Source organism: Archaeoglobus neptunius (assembly GCF_016757965.1).
Classification (GTDB): Archaea; Halobacteriota; Archaeoglobi; order Archaeoglobales; family Archaeoglobaceae; genus Archaeoglobus; species Archaeoglobus neptunius.
In genome coordinates this window covers 23,162-39,219 of record NZ_JAEKIW010000010.1, presented here as the reverse complement: position 1 = coordinate 39,219, position 16,058 = coordinate 23,162, and the positions used below count along the sequence as shown (strand labels likewise).

Genomic DNA, 16,058 nt, shown 5'->3' with positions numbered 1-16,058 from the left:
TACATCAATGATTGTATACATAAACTATATTCTAATTAGACAAAATCTATATTCAACCGGCCAAAATAGAGATCATGAAAAGGATACTGGTGCTGTGCATAGTAGCAGCCACTCTCCTGCTTGGATGCAGTGCTGAGCATAACCAAAAGATGGAAACTGTAATCAGTGGAAGTGGCGCAACTTTCCCGCAACCGCAGGTTGAGAAGTGGATAGATTCCTACACCTCCAACAATCCGGATGTTAAAATAGAGTACATCGGTAAGGGCAGCGGAGGTGGACAGAACGACTTCAAACAGAGACTTGTTGATTTTGCATGCAGCGATCCTCCCCTGAAAGAGAGTCTGTGGAAAGAACTTGAAAAAAGTGGTCAGCCACTGCAATTTCCGATAATAATCGGAGCTGTTGTTGTAGCCTACAACATTCCGGGGATTGATGAGCTGAAACTCGATGGAAAAACGCTTGCAGATATTTTCATGGGCAAAATAGAATACTGGGACGATGCGAGGATAAAAGAACTGAACCCGAATGTCAAACTGCCGCATGAAAAAATAGTGGTTATTCACAGAAGTGACAGCAGTGGTACCACACAGATTTTCACAACATACCTGAGCCTTGTAAGCGAAGAGTGGAAGGAGAAAGTCGGAGCCGGAAAGAGCGTAAGCTGGCCTGTGGATGAACTCGGCAGAGGTGTAGGAGGGAAAGGAAATCAGGGAGTTGTGGCGGCATTGAAAAGCAGTCCATACTCAATATGCTATACAGAGCTTGCATACGTTTACAAAGAAAATCTGAAGACGGTAGCAATAAAAAATAAAGCCGGAAAGTTCGTTAAGGCAACACCCGAAACGATAAAGGCTGCAGCAACTAAAATCTACGTTCCAGCACCGGCAGAGGGATACAGGGAGGACATTAAGTCATTCCTCAACGTCGACGGAGAGAACGCTTATCCGATCGTTGCTTTCAGCCACATGATCATATGGTCACACTATGCCGATGAAGCGAAGGATAGGGCTGTCAAAAATTTCGTCAGATGGATCCTAACGGAGGGACAGAAAGATGAGAACATCGTTCAGGGGTATGTTGGACTTCCGACAGAGCTGGCTGCCAAACTTATAAAAGAGATGAACTTGAGTGGGGGCGAGTAATGAAAGTGGACAGATTTAAAATTTCCCTACTTTCTTTTTCAGCTCTGATCTTCGGAATTTTCCTGTTAATGCTACTCGTTTACTTTACGAACTCCATCCAGATATTCCAGAAGGAGGGGGTGGCAATATACACAACAAATAAATGGATTGCAGCGGAAGAACCCGACAAGGAATTTTACGGAGTTCTTGCAGCTCTGTATGGCAGTATCTACACATCCATAATTGCCATTCTAATTTCTCTACCGTTATCCATCTCCTTTGCTGTATTTGTAATAGATTACGCTCCAAAAAAGCTGAAAGAGTGGTTCATAATCGCAACAGATATCATGGCCGGATTGCCCACGATAATTTACGGCATCTGGGGCGCTTTTGTACTCGTTCCCTTCTTGAAGGATTACGTAATGTATCCTCTCTACGAGCATCTTTCGTTCATACCCCTTTTCTCCTTCGAGCCTGTTTCAGGTTACAGCTTCCTTTCCGCCGGTGTGTTGCTCGGAATTATGGTCACGCCATTCTCATCCTCAATAATCAGAGAAGCATATCGGATGATACCATTCAAGTACAGGGAGGCTGCTTTTGCAGTGGGAGCGACAAAGTATGAGGCCACGAAAATTCTGCTGTCCTACATTAAACCCGCAATAGTTGCAGGAATTACCTTGGGTTTTGGAAGGGCAATAGGAGAGACTGTGGCTGTGAGTCTCGTCGTTGGAAACACCTTTAACATCCATCCGAGCATTTTTGCACCCGGCTACACTATCTCCTCCCTTATCGCAAATCAATTTGGAAATGCTTTCATATACCGCTATATGGTCTCGGCACTGTTCGCTGCCGGTCTCTCCCTATTCTTTGTTGGTCTGGCCGTAAACATTCTGGGAATTTACATTCTAAGGAGGGGCAGATATGAATAGGCTTCTGAAGGAAAAGATATTCCTCGTGACGGTGGCCGTTCTCTCAGTTCTTACGGTATTCCCTCTGTTCCACATCCTGCTAAGCGTAACTCTCCACGGATTGCCGGTTTTGCTTGAGGGTGGGATTGGATTTCTGACGGGGACTCTTGCATCTCCATCGGATGGTCTCGGAGGGATTGGACCAGCTATACTCGGCACGTTTTTGCTTGTTTTTCTGTCATCCTTAATAGGGCTACCCATTGCAATTATGGTCGGCGTTTATGCAGCAGAATATCCCGACAGTCTGATCGGAAGGGCCACCAAGGTTCTACTTCAGATAATGCTTGAATTTCCAACCATACTCGTAGGACTGTTCGTTATGCAGGTTGTGGTAATACCGCTCGGAAGTTACTCCGTAATTGCAGGAGCCTTTGCGCTTGCGATCGTTATGATGCCCTATGTAGCGATTTCGACTGAGGAGGCGATGAGAGGATTACCTTTCGCTTATAGGGAAGCTGCTTTCGCTCTGGGACTCACCAGATTCAAAGTCGTTTTCAGAATTCTGATCAAAATGGCGAGAAAAGGTGTGCTGACTGGTGTTCTTATCGGCATGGCCAAGGTTGCTGGAGAGACTGCACCACTACTCTTTACCGCCGGAGGAGCAAGCAGAACGTATTTCACCGGACTTGACAGACCAATTGGAGCGATACCTCTACTCATCTACAATCTTGTACAGCAGCCCTACGAGAATTATCACCAGATCGCATGGGGGGCAGCATTCGTTTTGATGCTGATCTTTCTGACAATATTCATTCCTATCAGGCTGAGAATAAGGGAGGTGAGGATGTGAGCGCCATAGAGATCCGCAATCTTAATATTTATTACGGTAGAAACCATGTGATAAAATCCGTAAATTTCCGCATTCCGGAAAATGTTGTTTTTGCTATAATGGGTCCGAGCGGATGCGGAAAGTCAACGCTTCTTAGAGCTATAAATAGGCTTCTCGAGTTGCAGGACAGCGTAAGGATCGAGGGAGATATAAAGCTTTACGGGAAGAGTGTTTTTTCAATGAACCCGATAGATGTCCGAAGGCGTGTGGGCATGGTTTTTCAGCAGGTAAATCCGTTCCCGCATCTAAACATTTACGAGAATGTAGCTGTCGGACTCAGACTGAACGGAATACCCAGATCGAAGCTGAAGGAGAGGGTTGTGTGGGCACTGGAGAAGGCGGCACTCTGGGATGAGGTAAAAGACAGACTCTACGATTTTCCAACGAACCTGAGTGGTGGACAGCAGCAAAGGCTGTGCATTGCGAGGGCTCTGGCTTTAAAACCGGAAGTGCTTTTGATGGATGAGCCGACAGCAAACCTCGACCCAATAGCCACTGAAAAAATCGAGGATTTGATATACGAACTCAAAAAAGAGTACACCGTCGTAATCGTAACTCACTCTCCCTCTCAGGCTGCGAGAATAAGTGATTACGTCGCCTTTCTGTATATGGGTGAGCTGATAGAGGTTGGAAAAACCGAGAAAGTTTTCGAAAAACCAGAGAAAGAACTTACGGAAAGATACCTTACGGGGAGGATAGGATGAAGAGGTTGATAGAGAAGGAAACGGCCATAAAAAATGATATTCTCGTTATGCACGAGCTTGCTGAAAGGAGTGTGAAACTTGCTTTTGAAGCTATGAACGGCAACAAGAGAGTCGTAAGGGAGATATCCAAAATTGAACAGCAGACAGACGTTCTTGATACCGATATAAACTACGCCTGTACGACTTTCATAGCTCTATTTCAGCCAGTTGCGAGAGATCTGAGATTTGCAATCAGTATGATGAGGATCTCGTCATCCTACGAGAGGATCGCTGATCTCGCTCAGGAGGTATCGCTGTACGAGTGTAAACTTCCAACCATCATTTTTGAGGCTGAAAAACACCTGAAAGAGATGTTTAATACGGTCAGGAGAGGGTACGACGATACCAGCGGTTTAAGAGACAGGATGATTGAGCTAGACAACATAATAGATGCGATATACGTTGAGGCAATGGAGGAAATCGAACACCACTGCGATGTCAATGCAGCTTTAACTGCGAGACACGTTGAGAGAATCGGCGATCTGCTTGCCAAAATTGCTGCGAGGCAGATATTTGTGGAGGAGGGAAGGAGAGTGTGGATCGTGTAGTTTAAAAAACGCAAATTCAGATAACTCCGCCATATCTGTCGATCTCTCCCCTCTTAATCCTTGTGGATGAGATCGGTCTGCCATCCTCAGCCATCACCCAGTCGACCCTCACAATTGTGATTTTCCTCTTTCCCATCTCCGCCCTTTTTTCGTTTATTTTCAACGCCGTTTCGTAGGTTTCAGGAGATACCACAAGATACTCAAAGTCGACCTCAAGAGTTTTTCCGTACGGATTGGTAATTTTCACAATTTCAGGCTCAAAACCGTATTTTTTCTTCACATATCTCCTCACATTTTCGGCTCTGATTGAGAAGGGCAAAACACTCCTCATTCTCGCTCTTGCCATCCTGTCACTTGTTATTCCAATTGTTATCTCCTTCCCCCCAAGCTTTACTGCCACATCTATCAGTTTTTTGTGTCCCTCATGCAGAGGCTCGAAAGTTCCCCCAAGAGCAACCTTCACAGCAGTAGCAGATATTCAAGAAATATAAAGCTCTTTCCCTCCAATCTGAGAAGTGATGACAGCCATTATGATGAATGGCATAAATCCTCACCCGCTCTCCAGAGTGTCAAGAGCCTTCCTCCTCTTCAACCACAGTCAGCAGGGCGGAAAGTGTGACGGGTATTGTCTGCTCGGTGGCAAAGGTTATGTAGGGAGTTAAATCAACAACAAAGTCTGCAAGTCGAAAGATACCTTTCGGTATGCCTTTTCTGCTTCCAGCAAAAACAACAATCTCATCCGCAAACTTCATTTTTCTTACAATCTCCTCTTTTACCTCCGAAAGCTGCCTACCTGTTGGATCGGTAACTATGAGGATATTCCTCCTTCTTCTCTTGTCCCTTGCCACCTGATAGAGATCCCTCACAAATACCGGCACCTTCCTTACCTCTCTTGCATAGGCCTTCTCCTGAACCTTATATCTTGCAATCTGCCCCCTTCTCACCCCCTTTATAAAATACTCAAGCTCAAATGCGTTTACATAATCATAGGGGGCCAAAATAAGCTCTTTAATTTCAAAAGCCTGTGCAGCTCTACCTATTCTCTCTCCAATCTCAAGTGCGGCCTTTGTATCTTCAAGGTATGGCATCTGGATGAAACTTATTTTACCGAAAAGCTTTCTTGAATCAAATTTTTCAGGTGTGTACTTTTTACGTTCTTCCTCTCCGTTGATTACTCCAATAAAAGCCCTTTTTCCAATGATCTCAACGTACACAGCCTTATCCGGAAAATTTAAGTCCACCTCACAGCCTGTAAGCTCTCTGATCCTGTCTCCCAGGTCCAGATTTACATCGAGACTCGTGAAGTTATGTGTTCCCCTTCTCTTTGTTCTGATGGCAAATGTCCTTGCCCCTTTGAGCTCTTCAGCAATGATCTCTGCCTTTGAAAGTATTTCATCGAGTTCAGCACTGCATTCCACCTTAATCGGTATGATTGTTTCAATCTCAGGAATTCCATCAATTTTTTCTGCCAAGTCGCTGTAAAGAATGATCAGACCGAGGAAGCCTGAGGGCCTTATCTCCATCTTCACATCTCCAAGAGCTTCTCTAATGTAGGATGCTGCAACGTATTCCATCCCTCTCTGGGTTTTTATGAGTAGCATACCCTGTACTCGGGGTAAAGATTTTTAGCGTTATGGGAATCTTAGACTATGAAACATCGAAATGGTCCTGGCGTCGACACCACTGTTAATGCCGGAACAATAATGAGAATTGCAGGAACATTTGAGAAAGCTCAGAGGAGATGTTAAGATGATCGGCAGGTTCGTTGCAAACGGTAGAATTTACGAAGGCAGATTTGATATTTCGGATGGATTTATCTTTTTCGACTCCTACGAAATACCGCTCTCATCTGTAAAGTTCCTGCCTCCGGTAGAGCCAACCAAAATAGTCGCTGTGGGGCTTAATTACATTGATCATGCAGAGGAGCTGAATATGCCCGTTCCGGAAGAGCCAATTTTATTCATGAAGCCTCCCTCTTCCGTTATCGGTCACGAAGACTGCATAATCCTGCCCAACCAGTCCCAGAGAGTGGACTACGAGGGAGAACTTGCAGTCGTTATCGCCGAGGACTGCAAAAACGTCTCTGAAAGCGAGGCAGAGGACTATATCCTGGGGTACACCTGCTTTAATGACGTTACTGCAAGAGACCTGCAGGCAAAGGATGGTCAGTGGACAAGAGCGAAGGGTTTCGATACTTTTGCCCCGCTCGGCCCCTACATTGCCGAGGTAAACCCGAAAAAGCTGGGAATTCAGACGAGGGTTAACGGAAATGTCGTGCAGAAATCGAACACATCAAACCTCATATTCGATGTTTTTCAGCTCGTGGAATACATATCCTCGATAATGACGCTCAGAGCGGGGGACGTCATAGCCACCGGTACCCCGGCTGGAGTTGGGATGCTGAAAAGCGGAGACGTTGTCGAAGTGGAAATCGAAAAAATCGGAGTTCTCAGGAATTTCGTGCTAAAAATCGACAGGCAAATCCGCTGTGAGTGCTGAAACCTGTGAGCAAAAATTATATTTCACAAGTTCAAAACCTGACCAGGAGGTGCGGAGGTAAATGGAGAAGGGCTACAACGCTCAGGAAGTTGAGAAAAAATGGCTGAGTCTCTGGAAGGACGAGATGTACCGATTTGACTGGAACTCCAAAAAACCACATTATATTATAGACACTCCTCCCCCATATCCGACAGGTTCTTTCCATCTGGGTCATGCATTAAACTGGTGCATTATAGACTTCATAGCAAGATACAGGAGAATGAATGGTTATGAGGTTATGTTCCCGCAGGGCTGGGACTGCCACGGACTGCCAACCGAGGTAAAGGTTGAAGAGCTCCACGGAATCAAGAAGGGAGACATACCCAGGGATGAATTCAAAAGGCTGTGTGTGGAGTTCACGGAAAAGAACATAGAGAAGATGAGGGAGACGGCGAGAAGAATGGGTTTCAGCATAGACTGGAGCAAGGAGTACATCACCATGTATCCAGAATACTACTCAAAAACCCAGCTTTCGTTCGTGAGAATGTACAACAAAGGACTGATCTACAGAGGTCATCATCCCGTTGTTTTCTGTCCGAGATGCGAGACGACGATTGCCCTGGCCGAGATCGAGTACACGAAGGGTAAAACAAAACTGAACTATATAAAATTTGACGAAGACGTCATTATCGCCACAACGAGGCCCGAACTGATCCCGGCATGTGTGGCTATCGCTGTTCACCCGGATGATGAGAGAAACAAAAAGATAGTCGGTAAGAAAGTAAGGGTGCCAACAACAGATTACCTTGCAGAGGTAATCACGGACGAAGAGGTGGACCCAGAGTTCGGAACGGGAGTTGTGATGATCTGCACGTTTGGAGACAGACAGGACGTGAAGTGGTGGAAGAAACACAAACTTGAACTGAGAAACATTGTTGGTAAGGACGGAAAAATGAATGAAAAAGCTGGAAAATATGCCGGAATGACCATATCTGAGGCAAGAGAAGCTATTCTTGAGGATCTGAAGAAAGAGGGAAGATTGCTAAAACAGGTTGAAATAAACCACAGTGTCGGAGTCTGCTGGAGATGTAAAACACCTGTGGAGATAATTCCTGCAGAACAGTGGTTTGTGAAGGTTGAAAAGGAGAAGATTCTGGAGGCGGCGAGAAAGGTCAGATGGGTTCCCGAACACATGCTCTCAAGGCTGGAAAGCTGGGTCGAGTCGATGGAGTGGGACTGGGTGATAAGCAGGCAGAGGATATTCGCCACCCCCATTCCCGTGTGGTACTGCAACAACTGCGGTGAAACGATCGTTGCAAAAGAGGAGTGGCTGCCAGTGGACCCCACGGCTGTTCAGCCACCAGAACCATGCCCCAGGTGCGGATCAACCGATTTCAGGGGGGAGACTGACGTTCTTGACACGTGGATGGACTCCAGCATTTCATCTCTCATGATATGCGGCTGGCCCGATCTCAGGGAGTATCCGACTCACCTCCGTCCTCAGGGACACGACATAATAAGAACCTGGGCATTTTACACCATTCTGAGGTCCATTGCTCTGGAAAATCAGATACCATGGTACGAGATCGTCATCAATGGCATGGTTTTCGGTGAGGATGGCAGAAAGATGAGTAAAAGTCTGGGAAATGTCATAGCGCCTGAAGAGGTTGTTGAAAAGTACGGGGTGGATGCGCTGAGACAGTGGGCTGCCAGTGGTGTGATCGGGGATGACATCATATTCACCTGGAAGGATGTTGTAGCCGCAAGCAGATTTCAGCAGAAGTTCTGGAGCATAACGAGGTTCACCCTGATGCATATTGCAGACTACAGACCCAGTGACAAAGACAGAGAACTTCTGAGAGATGCAGACAGGTGGATACTCTCCAAACTCAACAAACTGGTGGGAGAGGTAAGAGGATATATGGACAGCTACAGATTCGATGAAGCCATTAAGGCAATCAGGACGTTCACATGGTACGAATATGCCGACAATTATCTCGAAATCGTGAAAAACAGACTGTATTCTGGTAACGAAGAGGAAAAGAGGGCTGCGAAGTTCGTGCTTTACTACGCTCTAGACGTGCTGACGAGGTTGCTTGCTCCAATCACACCGTTCCTGGCAGAGGAGTGCTGGAGCAGGTTCAGGGAGGGAAGTGTGCACCTCCAGAGCTACCCCGTTGTTGACGAAACGCTGATCGACGAGGAGGCAGAGAAAATCGGAGAGGAGATAAAGGAGATCGTTTCAGCAGTGAGAAAGTACAAGCATGACAGGGGGATAGCCCTCAACGCTCCATTGAAGAGGCTTGTTTTGTTTACAAACTATGAAGGCATCGACACGAGGGACATTGAAGGGGCCACGAACTCCACAGTTGAGGTCGTGAGCGAGATGCCGGAGGTCAGGGACAGGGTCAGGAAGCTTAAGCCCAAGTTTGCCATTTTAGGTCCAATGTTCAGGGGCAAAGCAAGAAAAGTTGTAGAGGCTGTTGAAGGGCTGACTGACGGGGAAAAGGAAAGATTCATAAGGGAAGGAAAGATCATAGTATCTCTGGATGGTGAAAATGTAGAAATAAAAGCCGAATGGTTTGATATAGAGGTTGAGAGGAGCATTGAGGGGAGAGAAGTGGAGATGCTGGAGACGAAGAACAGTGTTGTTTTTATCGAACTCTAGAAAATAAATCTATCTAAATTTTTCAGTGTTCATTTTCCCTCAATGGCTCTCTCCACAGCCCTTTTGTGTGCCCTCGCAGCCTTGTGAATGCCACCTTCCAAACCCCTGGGGGCCAGACACGGAAAGATCTGGGTGAAGTAACCGGCCTTCGTGGGCGCCTCCTCTACGCTCAGTCCCTTTATTTTCTCGGCTACAAAGTATGTGGCCCCGCAAAAGGCCGATCTCTTAACCTTCACGTCCTTAATTATCCCATTCTCCGCCACAATCTCCATTTCAGGGCTGCCAAAATGCTCAAAGAATTCAGCATACTTTTGATCGTCAATTTTTGGCGTTGCACAGCATATCTCCTCCCAAACAACTCTCACTCCTCTTCTCTCTCCCTCCTCCTTAAGCTGCCTGTAGGCTCCCCCCCTCGCTCCACCAGAAAAGACTATCAGTCCAATCCCCCTTTCCGCAGCTTGCCTTATGAGTTCAAGATTCACATCAGGATGAGCAGCATACGATACGATCATGTTCACATCAAAATAATCCGGAAGCTTTATGACTTTCTCGGGCTCTTCAATTAGCTCCGGAAGATCCGCAGGAATTTCGTAAACAGCCAGGTCGAAAAATCTCGAAAACATTTTAATATCGTCCTTTCTCTGCCCTTTTCTCACCACCACACCGAGTTTCATTCTACCATCGCCTCAATCTTCCTTTTGATTTCCTCAAATGGCGCTGTATCGCAGACCTTATACGGCGGTAAATTTTCCAGATCCGCCTTTACAAAACACTCACTGTAAGGGATGAACCCCAGAATTGGATATCTTATCCTGGACACAAGCTCTCTGGCCTTTTCCGATTCGATGAACTTGTTCACAACCACGGCTATTTTCTCAATTCCAATATCCTTCCCCAACCTCTCAATTCTCTCAAGTGTCTCAACGGCCCTGGTTCCGGGCTCAATAACTGCAACAAGCACATCAACACCCCTGGCCGTTCCTCTACCCAGATGCTCTATTCCTGCCTCCATATCCAGAATCAGAACATCCTTCTGCTTGAATATGGCATGTCTGAGAATCGCCCTTAGAAAGGCATTTTCCGGACAGAAACACCCCTCTCCACCTTTTTCAATCGTTCCAAGTACCAGAACACGTACCCCATCTTCGTTGTAAACTGAATGCTCCTCAAAGACGTCGTCAACCTTTGGATTCAACTTGTACATCCCCATTGGACCTACAACCCTTTTTTCAATGATTTCATGTAACTCTGAGAGTGGTTTTGGCTTTTCGATGATGCCCAGTGCCGATGGAAGATTGATGTCAGCATCACAGTCTATCGCAGTTACCCTGTACCCATCCCGGGCGAAAAGATGGGCAAGCATTGCCGCAAGTGTGGTCTTTCCGACACCACCCTTACCCGAGATCGCTATCTTCATCGTTCAATCTTGGGTCGAGTGATTAAAGATTTTTTCATACTCTCTCAAAAGCGAACTCTTCCTGTATCCATGGTCTATGAAGTCCCACGGGAGCTCAGAGCTCACGTCAATGGCTTCGAGATACTTTCCAAACCTTCTGTAACCGGCCCCTTCCATAACCTCTACCACATCCTCATCCCCTCTGGAAAGTATGGTCTGGAGGATAAACTCCCTCACCCCTGAAACGTCTGTCTCAATTCCGGCTTTTCTGCACCTCTCGGCAATTAAACTCAGTTTTTTCCGCAGCTCGTTTATACCTTCCTTTACGTTTTCTTTCCCACCAAAGGGCAGCCACTGCATTGGCGTGTGGGGTTTCGGAACGAGGGGGTTGACGGACACCTCAACCTTCCTCACGTACCCCTTCACCTTCACTGCCTGCTCGACTATAGCTTCCACGTCCGAGAAATTTTCCCCCGGTAATCCTATCATATAGTATAATTTTATCTTGTCGAATCTACCCCTCGCAAGCTCCGCAGCATGATACACATCCTCAGCATCTATACCCTTGTTCAGAATCTCCTGCAACTCTGGCGATGCTGCCTCGGGGGCGATTGTAAGGGTTTTAACTCCGGCAAGCTTGAGAAGATCGACGAGCTCCTCGTCGAGTGTGTCGGCCCTTATGCTCGATGGTGAAACTTCCTTTCCCTCATCAACGTACTGCTGGAGTATTTCCCTGAACTCCGGATGGTCGGATGGGGAGGGGGCGATTATCGCCACCTTATCCTCACCAACCTCCGGAAGCATTTCCCTCTTCCTCCATCTGGGTGGGAAGTAGATCTGCCTCACTATGCAAAATCTACATCTCCTGATGCAGCCTCTACCTATTTCGAGCAGAAAGCATCGTCCATACGCCCCGTAACCTATTATCTCCCTCTGCATGTGCTTTCCCAGCTTTGCATAAACCCTCCTAACACTTTCTTCCCTTCCGGTGTAAATGCCCGGCAGACCCTGTAGATCCTCCACATCTTTCGCGTTTAGGATTTCCTCAACGTGTCCCTCAACCTCCCCGATAAAGAAGGCGTCAAAGTACCTCAACAGGGGTTTCGGGTTCTCCATAACGCATGGACCGCCCGCAATCTTCAGACCCCTGAAATTCCTTGAGATCTCCACGGCTTTGAAGTAGTCTGTCTCGTACTGAAGGCTGAAGAGGGCAACATCGAACTCGGACAGGGGGGTTGCTGTTTCAACACTTCTTAGACCGTCAAAGACGTCAGAATAGAAGCGTTCACAGACGGCATCGAGCTCGTTAATTTTAGCGTAGATGTACTGCAACCCGGTGTTGGCTATACCACCCACGTACCTGTTCGGATAGACTAAGGCCACTCTCCTCATTCCCTTTCGGTACTTCTTGACAAAGGGGTTGAATTCCACATAGAGTGTAAGTGAGGGGTTATTTAAACTACCCTGACACGAAATTGCAAAAATTTAAAATACGTTTTCTGTGAATCATTTAACATGGCAGTTGTTTTTCCGTCCAAAGAGTGGTTGGATGAAGTTAAGAAGGCCGTGAACAGCGATGAGGAATACAAGAAGGTTGCTGCAAACTGGGAGGGGGACTATCTTATTGTTATAGAGATGGACGAAGAGGCCCTGAAGGACTTCCAGAAACCAAAGGTTCTGAAAGGTTTTCTCTCGATGATCTACACCCTGCCAAAAGACAGGAGGACAAAGTACAAGGGTTCTCCACTTGAAGATCTCCTGTCAAAGCTCGGTCTCTCGCTGGACGATGATGTGGACCCCGAGTCCCTTGACTATGAGAATCTGGCTGCCAAAGTTGCAGATCTGACTGCCGATGACGTGAAGGGTGCGTCTGTTTACATCTGGCTGGACTTCTGGCACGGTGAAATGAGAGCGGCCGAGCCGGTGGCTCCGGGGGAGAAGGACGATGCGCGGTTCAAGCTCAGCGGGAGTTATGCGGCCTTCAAGGAGATGGTCTTCAAGAAACTCGATCCGACCATGATGATCATGCAGGGCAAGCTTAAACTGCAGGGCGACCTGGCGTACATGATGAGGAATATCGCCACCGTCAGGAAGTACAACGAACTCCAGAACTCGGTTGAGATAGATACCTCATAAATTTTTTGGATATCGAAAAACAAAAATATTGCATCCCCTTCCCAATTCTGATGAGCCTTCCCTCAAAGGAGAACTTCTCAGAATGGTACCACGAGGTCATTCAGACTGCAGAGATCATGGATGTCAGATACCCGGTGAAGGGACTTTATGTGTGGTTTCCGTTCGGTTTTAAAATAAGACAGCTTGTCTACTCAAAGCTCAGAGAGATCATGGACAGAGAACATGATGAGGTTTACTTTCCCGCTCTGATTCCCGAAACGGAGCTTGGTAAAGAGGGCGAGCATATCAAAGGGTTTGAAGATGAGGTGTACTGGATTACCCACGGTGGTCTAACGCCGCTGGACGTGAAGCTTGCTCTGAGACCCACAAGCGAAACAGCAATGTATCCAATGTTCAGGCTCTGGGTGAGAAACCACGCTGATCTGCCCCTGAAAATCTACCAGATAGTAAACACCTTCAGATACGAAACCAAGCACACACGACCTCTTATAAGGCTCAGAGAAATTACATCTTTCAAGGAGGCGCATACAGTCCACAAAGACTTTGATGATGCTGCAGAACATGTAAAAAAGGCCATAGGGTTTTACAAGGAGTTTTACGAGTTTCTCGCAATACCACACATGATCATACGCCGCCCGGAATGGGACAAATTTCCGGGTGCCGCATACACCATTGCCTTTGACACGATAATGCCAGACGGCAAAACCCTTCAAATTGGAACCGTTCATCATCTGGCGGATAACTTCGCCAGAACATTTGATATAAAGTACGAGGCTCCAAACGGAGAACACCACTACGCCCATCAGACGTGCTACGGTATATCCGAGAGATGCATTGCAGCGTTGATAAGCGTTCATGGGGATGACCTCGGACTGATTCTGCCCTTCGAAGTGGCACCCGTACAAATCGTAATAATACCGATACTGTACAAGGGCAGGGAAGAGGCTGTTATGGAGGCATGTAAAAAAGTACAGGAGAGCCTAAGTTCCTTCAGAGTTGTACTGGACGACGGCGAAGAAAGGCCGGGAGCAAAATACTACAAGTGGGAATTGAGGGGAGTGCCCGTAAGGATTGAAATAGGGCCGAGAGATGCAGAAAAGGGTACTGCAGTTGTATCGTTTAGGGACGAGAAGAAAAAATTTGAGATCCCCATTTCGGAGATAAATGAGGAAACCGTCAGGATGTGGGCAGAGAAACTTAAGCAAAGACTTTTTGAAAGAGCTGCGCAGAACATGAGCGAAAAGATAAAATTTGCCAGATCTGCTGAGGAGGTCAGGATGTGGGTGGGCACTGGAGTTGCTGTTTTTCACCTGTGCAACAATGCTGAATGCGGCCATACTGTAGAGGAAGCTGGTGGAAGTCTTCTTGGCTGGTTCGAGGAGTTGCCGGAGTGGATCGAAGAGGATGCCGAGGGGAACTGCATCATTTGTGGTGGCAGAGGTAGACTGGCTGCCCTTGCCAAGACCTACTAATATTATCTTGAAAAAAAATACATATTTTTCTCCCGAGTGGACTTAAAAGAAGATAAAACAACTCTTTAGAGTGAAACTGATTAAAATCTATCTGAAATTTTTAAAAACAGCTTAATCATACCTTTTCAGATCGATTTTTCACCTTTGAAAACTCTTTAAAATCATCGAAAAATTTAAAAGTCAATCCACCAGTAATTCTTTTCAGCCAGATTCGTGTAAGTTCGTTATATTTAGAGTGGGTCTGACAGAATCTGGCATATACTGAGGAAAACGCTCTAAATTAGGATATTCCGGTCAGGAGGTGATAAAAATGGAGGGTGATGGCGATGATAGTCGGTCGGCATATTATCGCAGAACTATATGGGGTGAAGGAGGAGCTTATCGCAAAGGAGGAGGTAGTACGCTCCATTGTCGAGGAGGTGGTGGAGCAGGCTGAACTGACCAAAGTGGGCAGCATTTACAAACAGTTCAATCCCCACGGCGTTACGGGGATCGTCTTGATTGCCGAAAGTCACGTTTCTCTTCACACATGGCCCGAATACGGGCTTGTGAATCTTGATATCTTCACGTGTGGCGACACGAGCAAGGTAGAGAAAGCTTTTAAACTGTTCCTAGAGAGGTTCAAACCGGAATCATATCGCCATTACGTTCTCGACAGGGGTTGATAAAGTGGACAGAATCGAGAGGCAGATATTCCAGAAACTTCTGGGAGGAGAGGTCAGTGTTTACGAGCTTATTGACTCTCAGGACGCTTCTCTAAGGGAATTTTTTGAAATTCTCAACAATCTGAGAAGCAGTGGGTTCATTGAGATAAACGGAGGGACAGTCTCTTTAACCGAGGCGGGAAAAGAAGAGGCGGAGAACGAAAGACTCACATATGCCGGAGAGTTAAAATGTGAAAGATGCGATGGAACAGGCTATGAGATAAACCAGTATTTTTATCAGATACTTGAAAAGTACAGAGAAATAGCAAAAAGCAGGCCAGAAACCGTCGAGATATATGATCAGGGGTTCATCAGCCCGGAAGGGGTTATAAGAAGGGTTGAATTCGTCTACGAGAGAGGAGACCTGAACGGGAGCATTTTCGTTGTGGGTGATGATGACCTGTTCAGCATAGCATCTGCCCTAACGGGAATGCCTGAGAGAGTAGTGGTGGTAGATATAGACGAGAGACTGATCGATTTCATAAACAGAACGGCTGAAGAGTATTCCCTGAACGTTGAGGCTTTCGTTTACGATGTGCAGCAGGCCTTTCCTGAAAACCTCCGCAAAAAATTCGACGTTTTTGTCACAGATCCTGTTGAAACCATACCCGGACTGAAACTCTTTCTCTCAAGAGGAGTTTCAACACTGAAAGGTGTTGGGTGTTCGGCCTATTTTGGAATAACCACCCTCGAAGCCTCCCGCCAGAAATGGTACGAGATACAGAGTATGATCCACGAAATGGGATTCATAATCACGGATATAAGAAGAAAGTTCAATGTCTATCCGGAGGATGAGAAGAACTTTTTCAGGTTCCAGGAAAAGCTCCCGATAGTGAAGCAGCTTAATGTAAAGGTTGATCACAACTGGTACAAGTCCAGCCTTTACAGAATTGAGGCTGTAAGAGATCCGAAGCCCCTGGTTGAGGGAAAAATGATAATAGACGAGAAAGTCTACAAGGATGATGAAAGCTGGGCGACCCCCTACTAAATTTTTA

At 46.5% G+C, this 16,058-nt stretch carries 16 protein-coding genes; 11 read left to right on the top strand and 5 right to left on the bottom strand.

All coding sequences use genetic code 11. The features are described from left to right. The first annotated feature begins 74 nt into the window (after positions 1-74). From pstS to JFQ59_RS08645, 5 genes are read left to right on the top strand one after another with little or no spacing between them, the layout of a single operon-like run. Complete coding sequence (gene pstS / locus JFQ59_RS08665) at positions 75-1,142, top strand: phosphate ABC transporter substrate-binding protein PstS (RefSeq protein ID WP_202320032.1); 1,068 nt, start codon at positions 75-77, stop codon at positions 1,140-1,142. After that, on the top strand, positions 1,142-2,050 hold the full coding sequence (gene pstC, locus JFQ59_RS08660; RefSeq protein ID WP_202320031.1) for a phosphate ABC transporter permease subunit PstC: 909 nt from the start codon (positions 1,142-1,144) through the stop codon (positions 2,048-2,050). The genes pstS and pstC overlap by 1 nt, the downstream gene beginning before the upstream one ends. Next, entirely contained in the window at positions 2,043-2,879 is an 837-nt protein-coding gene (gene pstA / locus JFQ59_RS08655; RefSeq protein WP_202320030.1) for a phosphate ABC transporter permease PstA, read from the top strand. The genes pstC and pstA overlap by 8 nt, the downstream gene beginning before the upstream one ends. Then, positions 2,876-3,622, top strand: coding sequence for a phosphate ABC transporter ATP-binding protein (locus tag JFQ59_RS08650; RefSeq protein ID WP_202320029.1), 747 nt, complete (start codon positions 2,876-2,878; stop codon positions 3,620-3,622). Before pstA ends, JFQ59_RS08650 begins: the two co-directional genes overlap by 4 nt. Beyond that, positions 3,619-4,209, top strand: coding sequence for a PhoU domain-containing protein (locus JFQ59_RS08645; RefSeq protein WP_202320028.1), 591 nt, complete (start codon positions 3,619-3,621; stop codon positions 4,207-4,209). The genes JFQ59_RS08650 and JFQ59_RS08645 overlap by 4 nt, the downstream gene beginning before the upstream one ends. A 16-nt stretch (positions 4,210-4,225) precedes the next feature. Here the strand turns inward: JFQ59_RS08645 and JFQ59_RS08640 are convergent, their stop codons facing one another. Next, positions 4,226-4,672: a phosphopantetheine adenylyltransferase gene (locus JFQ59_RS08640; protein ID WP_202320027.1), complete on the bottom strand. Its 447-nt coding sequence runs from the start codon at positions 4,670-4,672 to the stop codon at positions 4,226-4,228. A 106-nt stretch (positions 4,673-4,778) separates the two neighbouring features. Further along, entirely contained in the window at positions 4,779-5,810 is a 1,032-nt protein-coding gene (locus tag JFQ59_RS08635; RefSeq protein ID WP_202320026.1) for an SPOUT family RNA methylase, read from the bottom strand. A gap of 148 nt (positions 5,811-5,958) precedes the next feature. On the opposite strand from JFQ59_RS08635, the gene JFQ59_RS08630 reads away from it, so the two are divergent. Both JFQ59_RS08630 and JFQ59_RS08625 read left to right on the top strand, forming a co-directional pair. Further along, positions 5,959-6,708 (top strand): fumarylacetoacetate hydrolase family protein, encoded by a 750-nt coding sequence (locus JFQ59_RS08630; protein WP_202320025.1) that lies wholly within the window; start codon positions 5,959-5,961, stop codon positions 6,706-6,708. Between the two features lie 61 nt (positions 6,709-6,769). Further along, positions 6,770-9,355, top strand: coding sequence for a valine--tRNA ligase (locus tag JFQ59_RS08625; protein ID WP_202320024.1), 2,586 nt, complete (start codon positions 6,770-6,772; stop codon positions 9,353-9,355). 29 nt (positions 9,356-9,384) lie between these two features. Here JFQ59_RS08625 and JFQ59_RS08620 read toward each other — a convergent pair whose 3' ends face one another. From JFQ59_RS08620 to JFQ59_RS08610, 3 genes are read right to left on the bottom strand one after another with little or no spacing between them, the layout of a single operon-like run. Further along, on the bottom strand, positions 9,385-10,029 hold the full coding sequence (locus JFQ59_RS08620) for a DUF166 domain-containing protein (protein ID WP_202320023.1): 645 nt from the start codon (positions 10,027-10,029) through the stop codon (positions 9,385-9,387). Further along, a complete protein-coding gene (locus JFQ59_RS08615) occupies positions 10,026-10,772 on the bottom strand; it encodes an ATP-binding protein (protein WP_202320022.1) in 747 nt (248 codons plus the stop codon). The genes JFQ59_RS08620 and JFQ59_RS08615 overlap by 4 nt, the downstream gene beginning before the upstream one ends. 3 nt (positions 10,773-10,775) lie before the next feature. Further along, positions 10,776-12,182: a B12-binding domain-containing radical SAM protein gene (locus JFQ59_RS08610; protein WP_330999869.1), complete on the bottom strand. Its 1,407-nt coding sequence runs from the start codon at positions 12,180-12,182 to the stop codon at positions 10,776-10,778. An 84-nt stretch (positions 12,183-12,266) separates the two neighbouring features. Here JFQ59_RS08610 and JFQ59_RS08605 point away from each other — a divergent pair, with 84 nt between their 5' ends. From JFQ59_RS08605 to JFQ59_RS08590, 4 genes are all read left to right on the top strand, one after another. Next, entirely contained in the window at positions 12,267-12,887 is a 621-nt protein-coding gene (locus tag JFQ59_RS08605) for an SCP2 sterol-binding domain-containing protein (RefSeq protein ID WP_202320021.1), read from the top strand. A 50-nt stretch (positions 12,888-12,937) separates the two neighbouring features. Next, entirely contained in the window at positions 12,938-14,359 is a 1,422-nt protein-coding gene (proS, locus tag JFQ59_RS08600) for a proline--tRNA ligase (protein WP_202320020.1), read from the top strand. Positions 14,360-14,685: 326 nt separating this feature from the next. Then, positions 14,686-15,024, top strand: a complete 339-nt coding sequence (gene speD, locus JFQ59_RS08595; protein ID WP_202320019.1) for an adenosylmethionine decarboxylase — start codon at positions 14,686-14,688, stop codon at positions 15,022-15,024. A gap of 4 nt (positions 15,025-15,028) precedes the next feature. Then, on the top strand, positions 15,029-16,051 hold the full coding sequence (locus tag JFQ59_RS08590) for a bis-aminopropyl spermidine synthase family protein (protein ID WP_202320018.1): 1,023 nt from the start codon (positions 15,029-15,031) through the stop codon (positions 16,049-16,051). The last annotated feature ends 7 nt before the right edge of the window (positions 16,052-16,058 follow it).

What these genes read in the sequence shown, in the direction of transcription:
- pstS (WP_202320032.1), top strand. Translation starts at nt 75, where the DNA reads ATGAAAAGGATACTGGTGCTGTGCATAGTAGCAGCCACTCTCCTGCTT.
- pstC (WP_202320031.1), top strand. Translation starts at nt 1,142, where the DNA reads ATGAAAGTGGACAGATTTAAAATTTCCCTACTTTCTTTTTCAGCTCTG.
- pstA (WP_202320030.1), top strand. Translation starts at nt 2,043, where the DNA reads ATGAATAGGCTTCTGAAGGAAAAGATATTCCTCGTGACGGTGGCCGTT.
- JFQ59_RS08645 (WP_202320028.1), top strand. Translation starts at nt 3,619, where the DNA reads ATGAAGAGGTTGATAGAGAAGGAAACGGCCATAAAAAATGATATTCTC.
- JFQ59_RS08635 (WP_202320026.1), bottom strand. Translation starts at nt 5,810, where the DNA reads ATGCTACTCATAAAAACCCAGAGAGGGATGGAATACGTTGCAGCATCC.
- JFQ59_RS08630 (WP_202320025.1), top strand. Translation starts at nt 5,959, where the DNA reads ATGATCGGCAGGTTCGTTGCAAACGGTAGAATTTACGAAGGCAGATTT.
- JFQ59_RS08625 (WP_202320024.1), top strand. Translation starts at nt 6,770, where the DNA reads ATGGAGAAGGGCTACAACGCTCAGGAAGTTGAGAAAAAATGGCTGAGT.
- JFQ59_RS08620 (WP_202320023.1), bottom strand. Translation starts at nt 10,029, where the DNA reads ATGAAACTCGGTGTGGTGGTGAGAAAAGGGCAGAGAAAGGACGATATT.
- JFQ59_RS08615 (WP_202320022.1), bottom strand. Translation starts at nt 10,772, where the DNA reads ATGAAGATAGCGATCTCGGGTAAGGGTGGTGTCGGAAAGACCACACTT.
- JFQ59_RS08605 (WP_202320021.1), top strand. Translation starts at nt 12,267, where the DNA reads ATGGCAGTTGTTTTTCCGTCCAAAGAGTGGTTGGATGAAGTTAAGAAG.
- proS (WP_202320020.1), top strand. Translation starts at nt 12,938, where the DNA reads ATGAGCCTTCCCTCAAAGGAGAACTTCTCAGAATGGTACCACGAGGTC.
- speD (WP_202320019.1), top strand. Translation starts at nt 14,686, where the DNA reads ATGATAGTCGGTCGGCATATTATCGCAGAACTATATGGGGTGAAGGAG.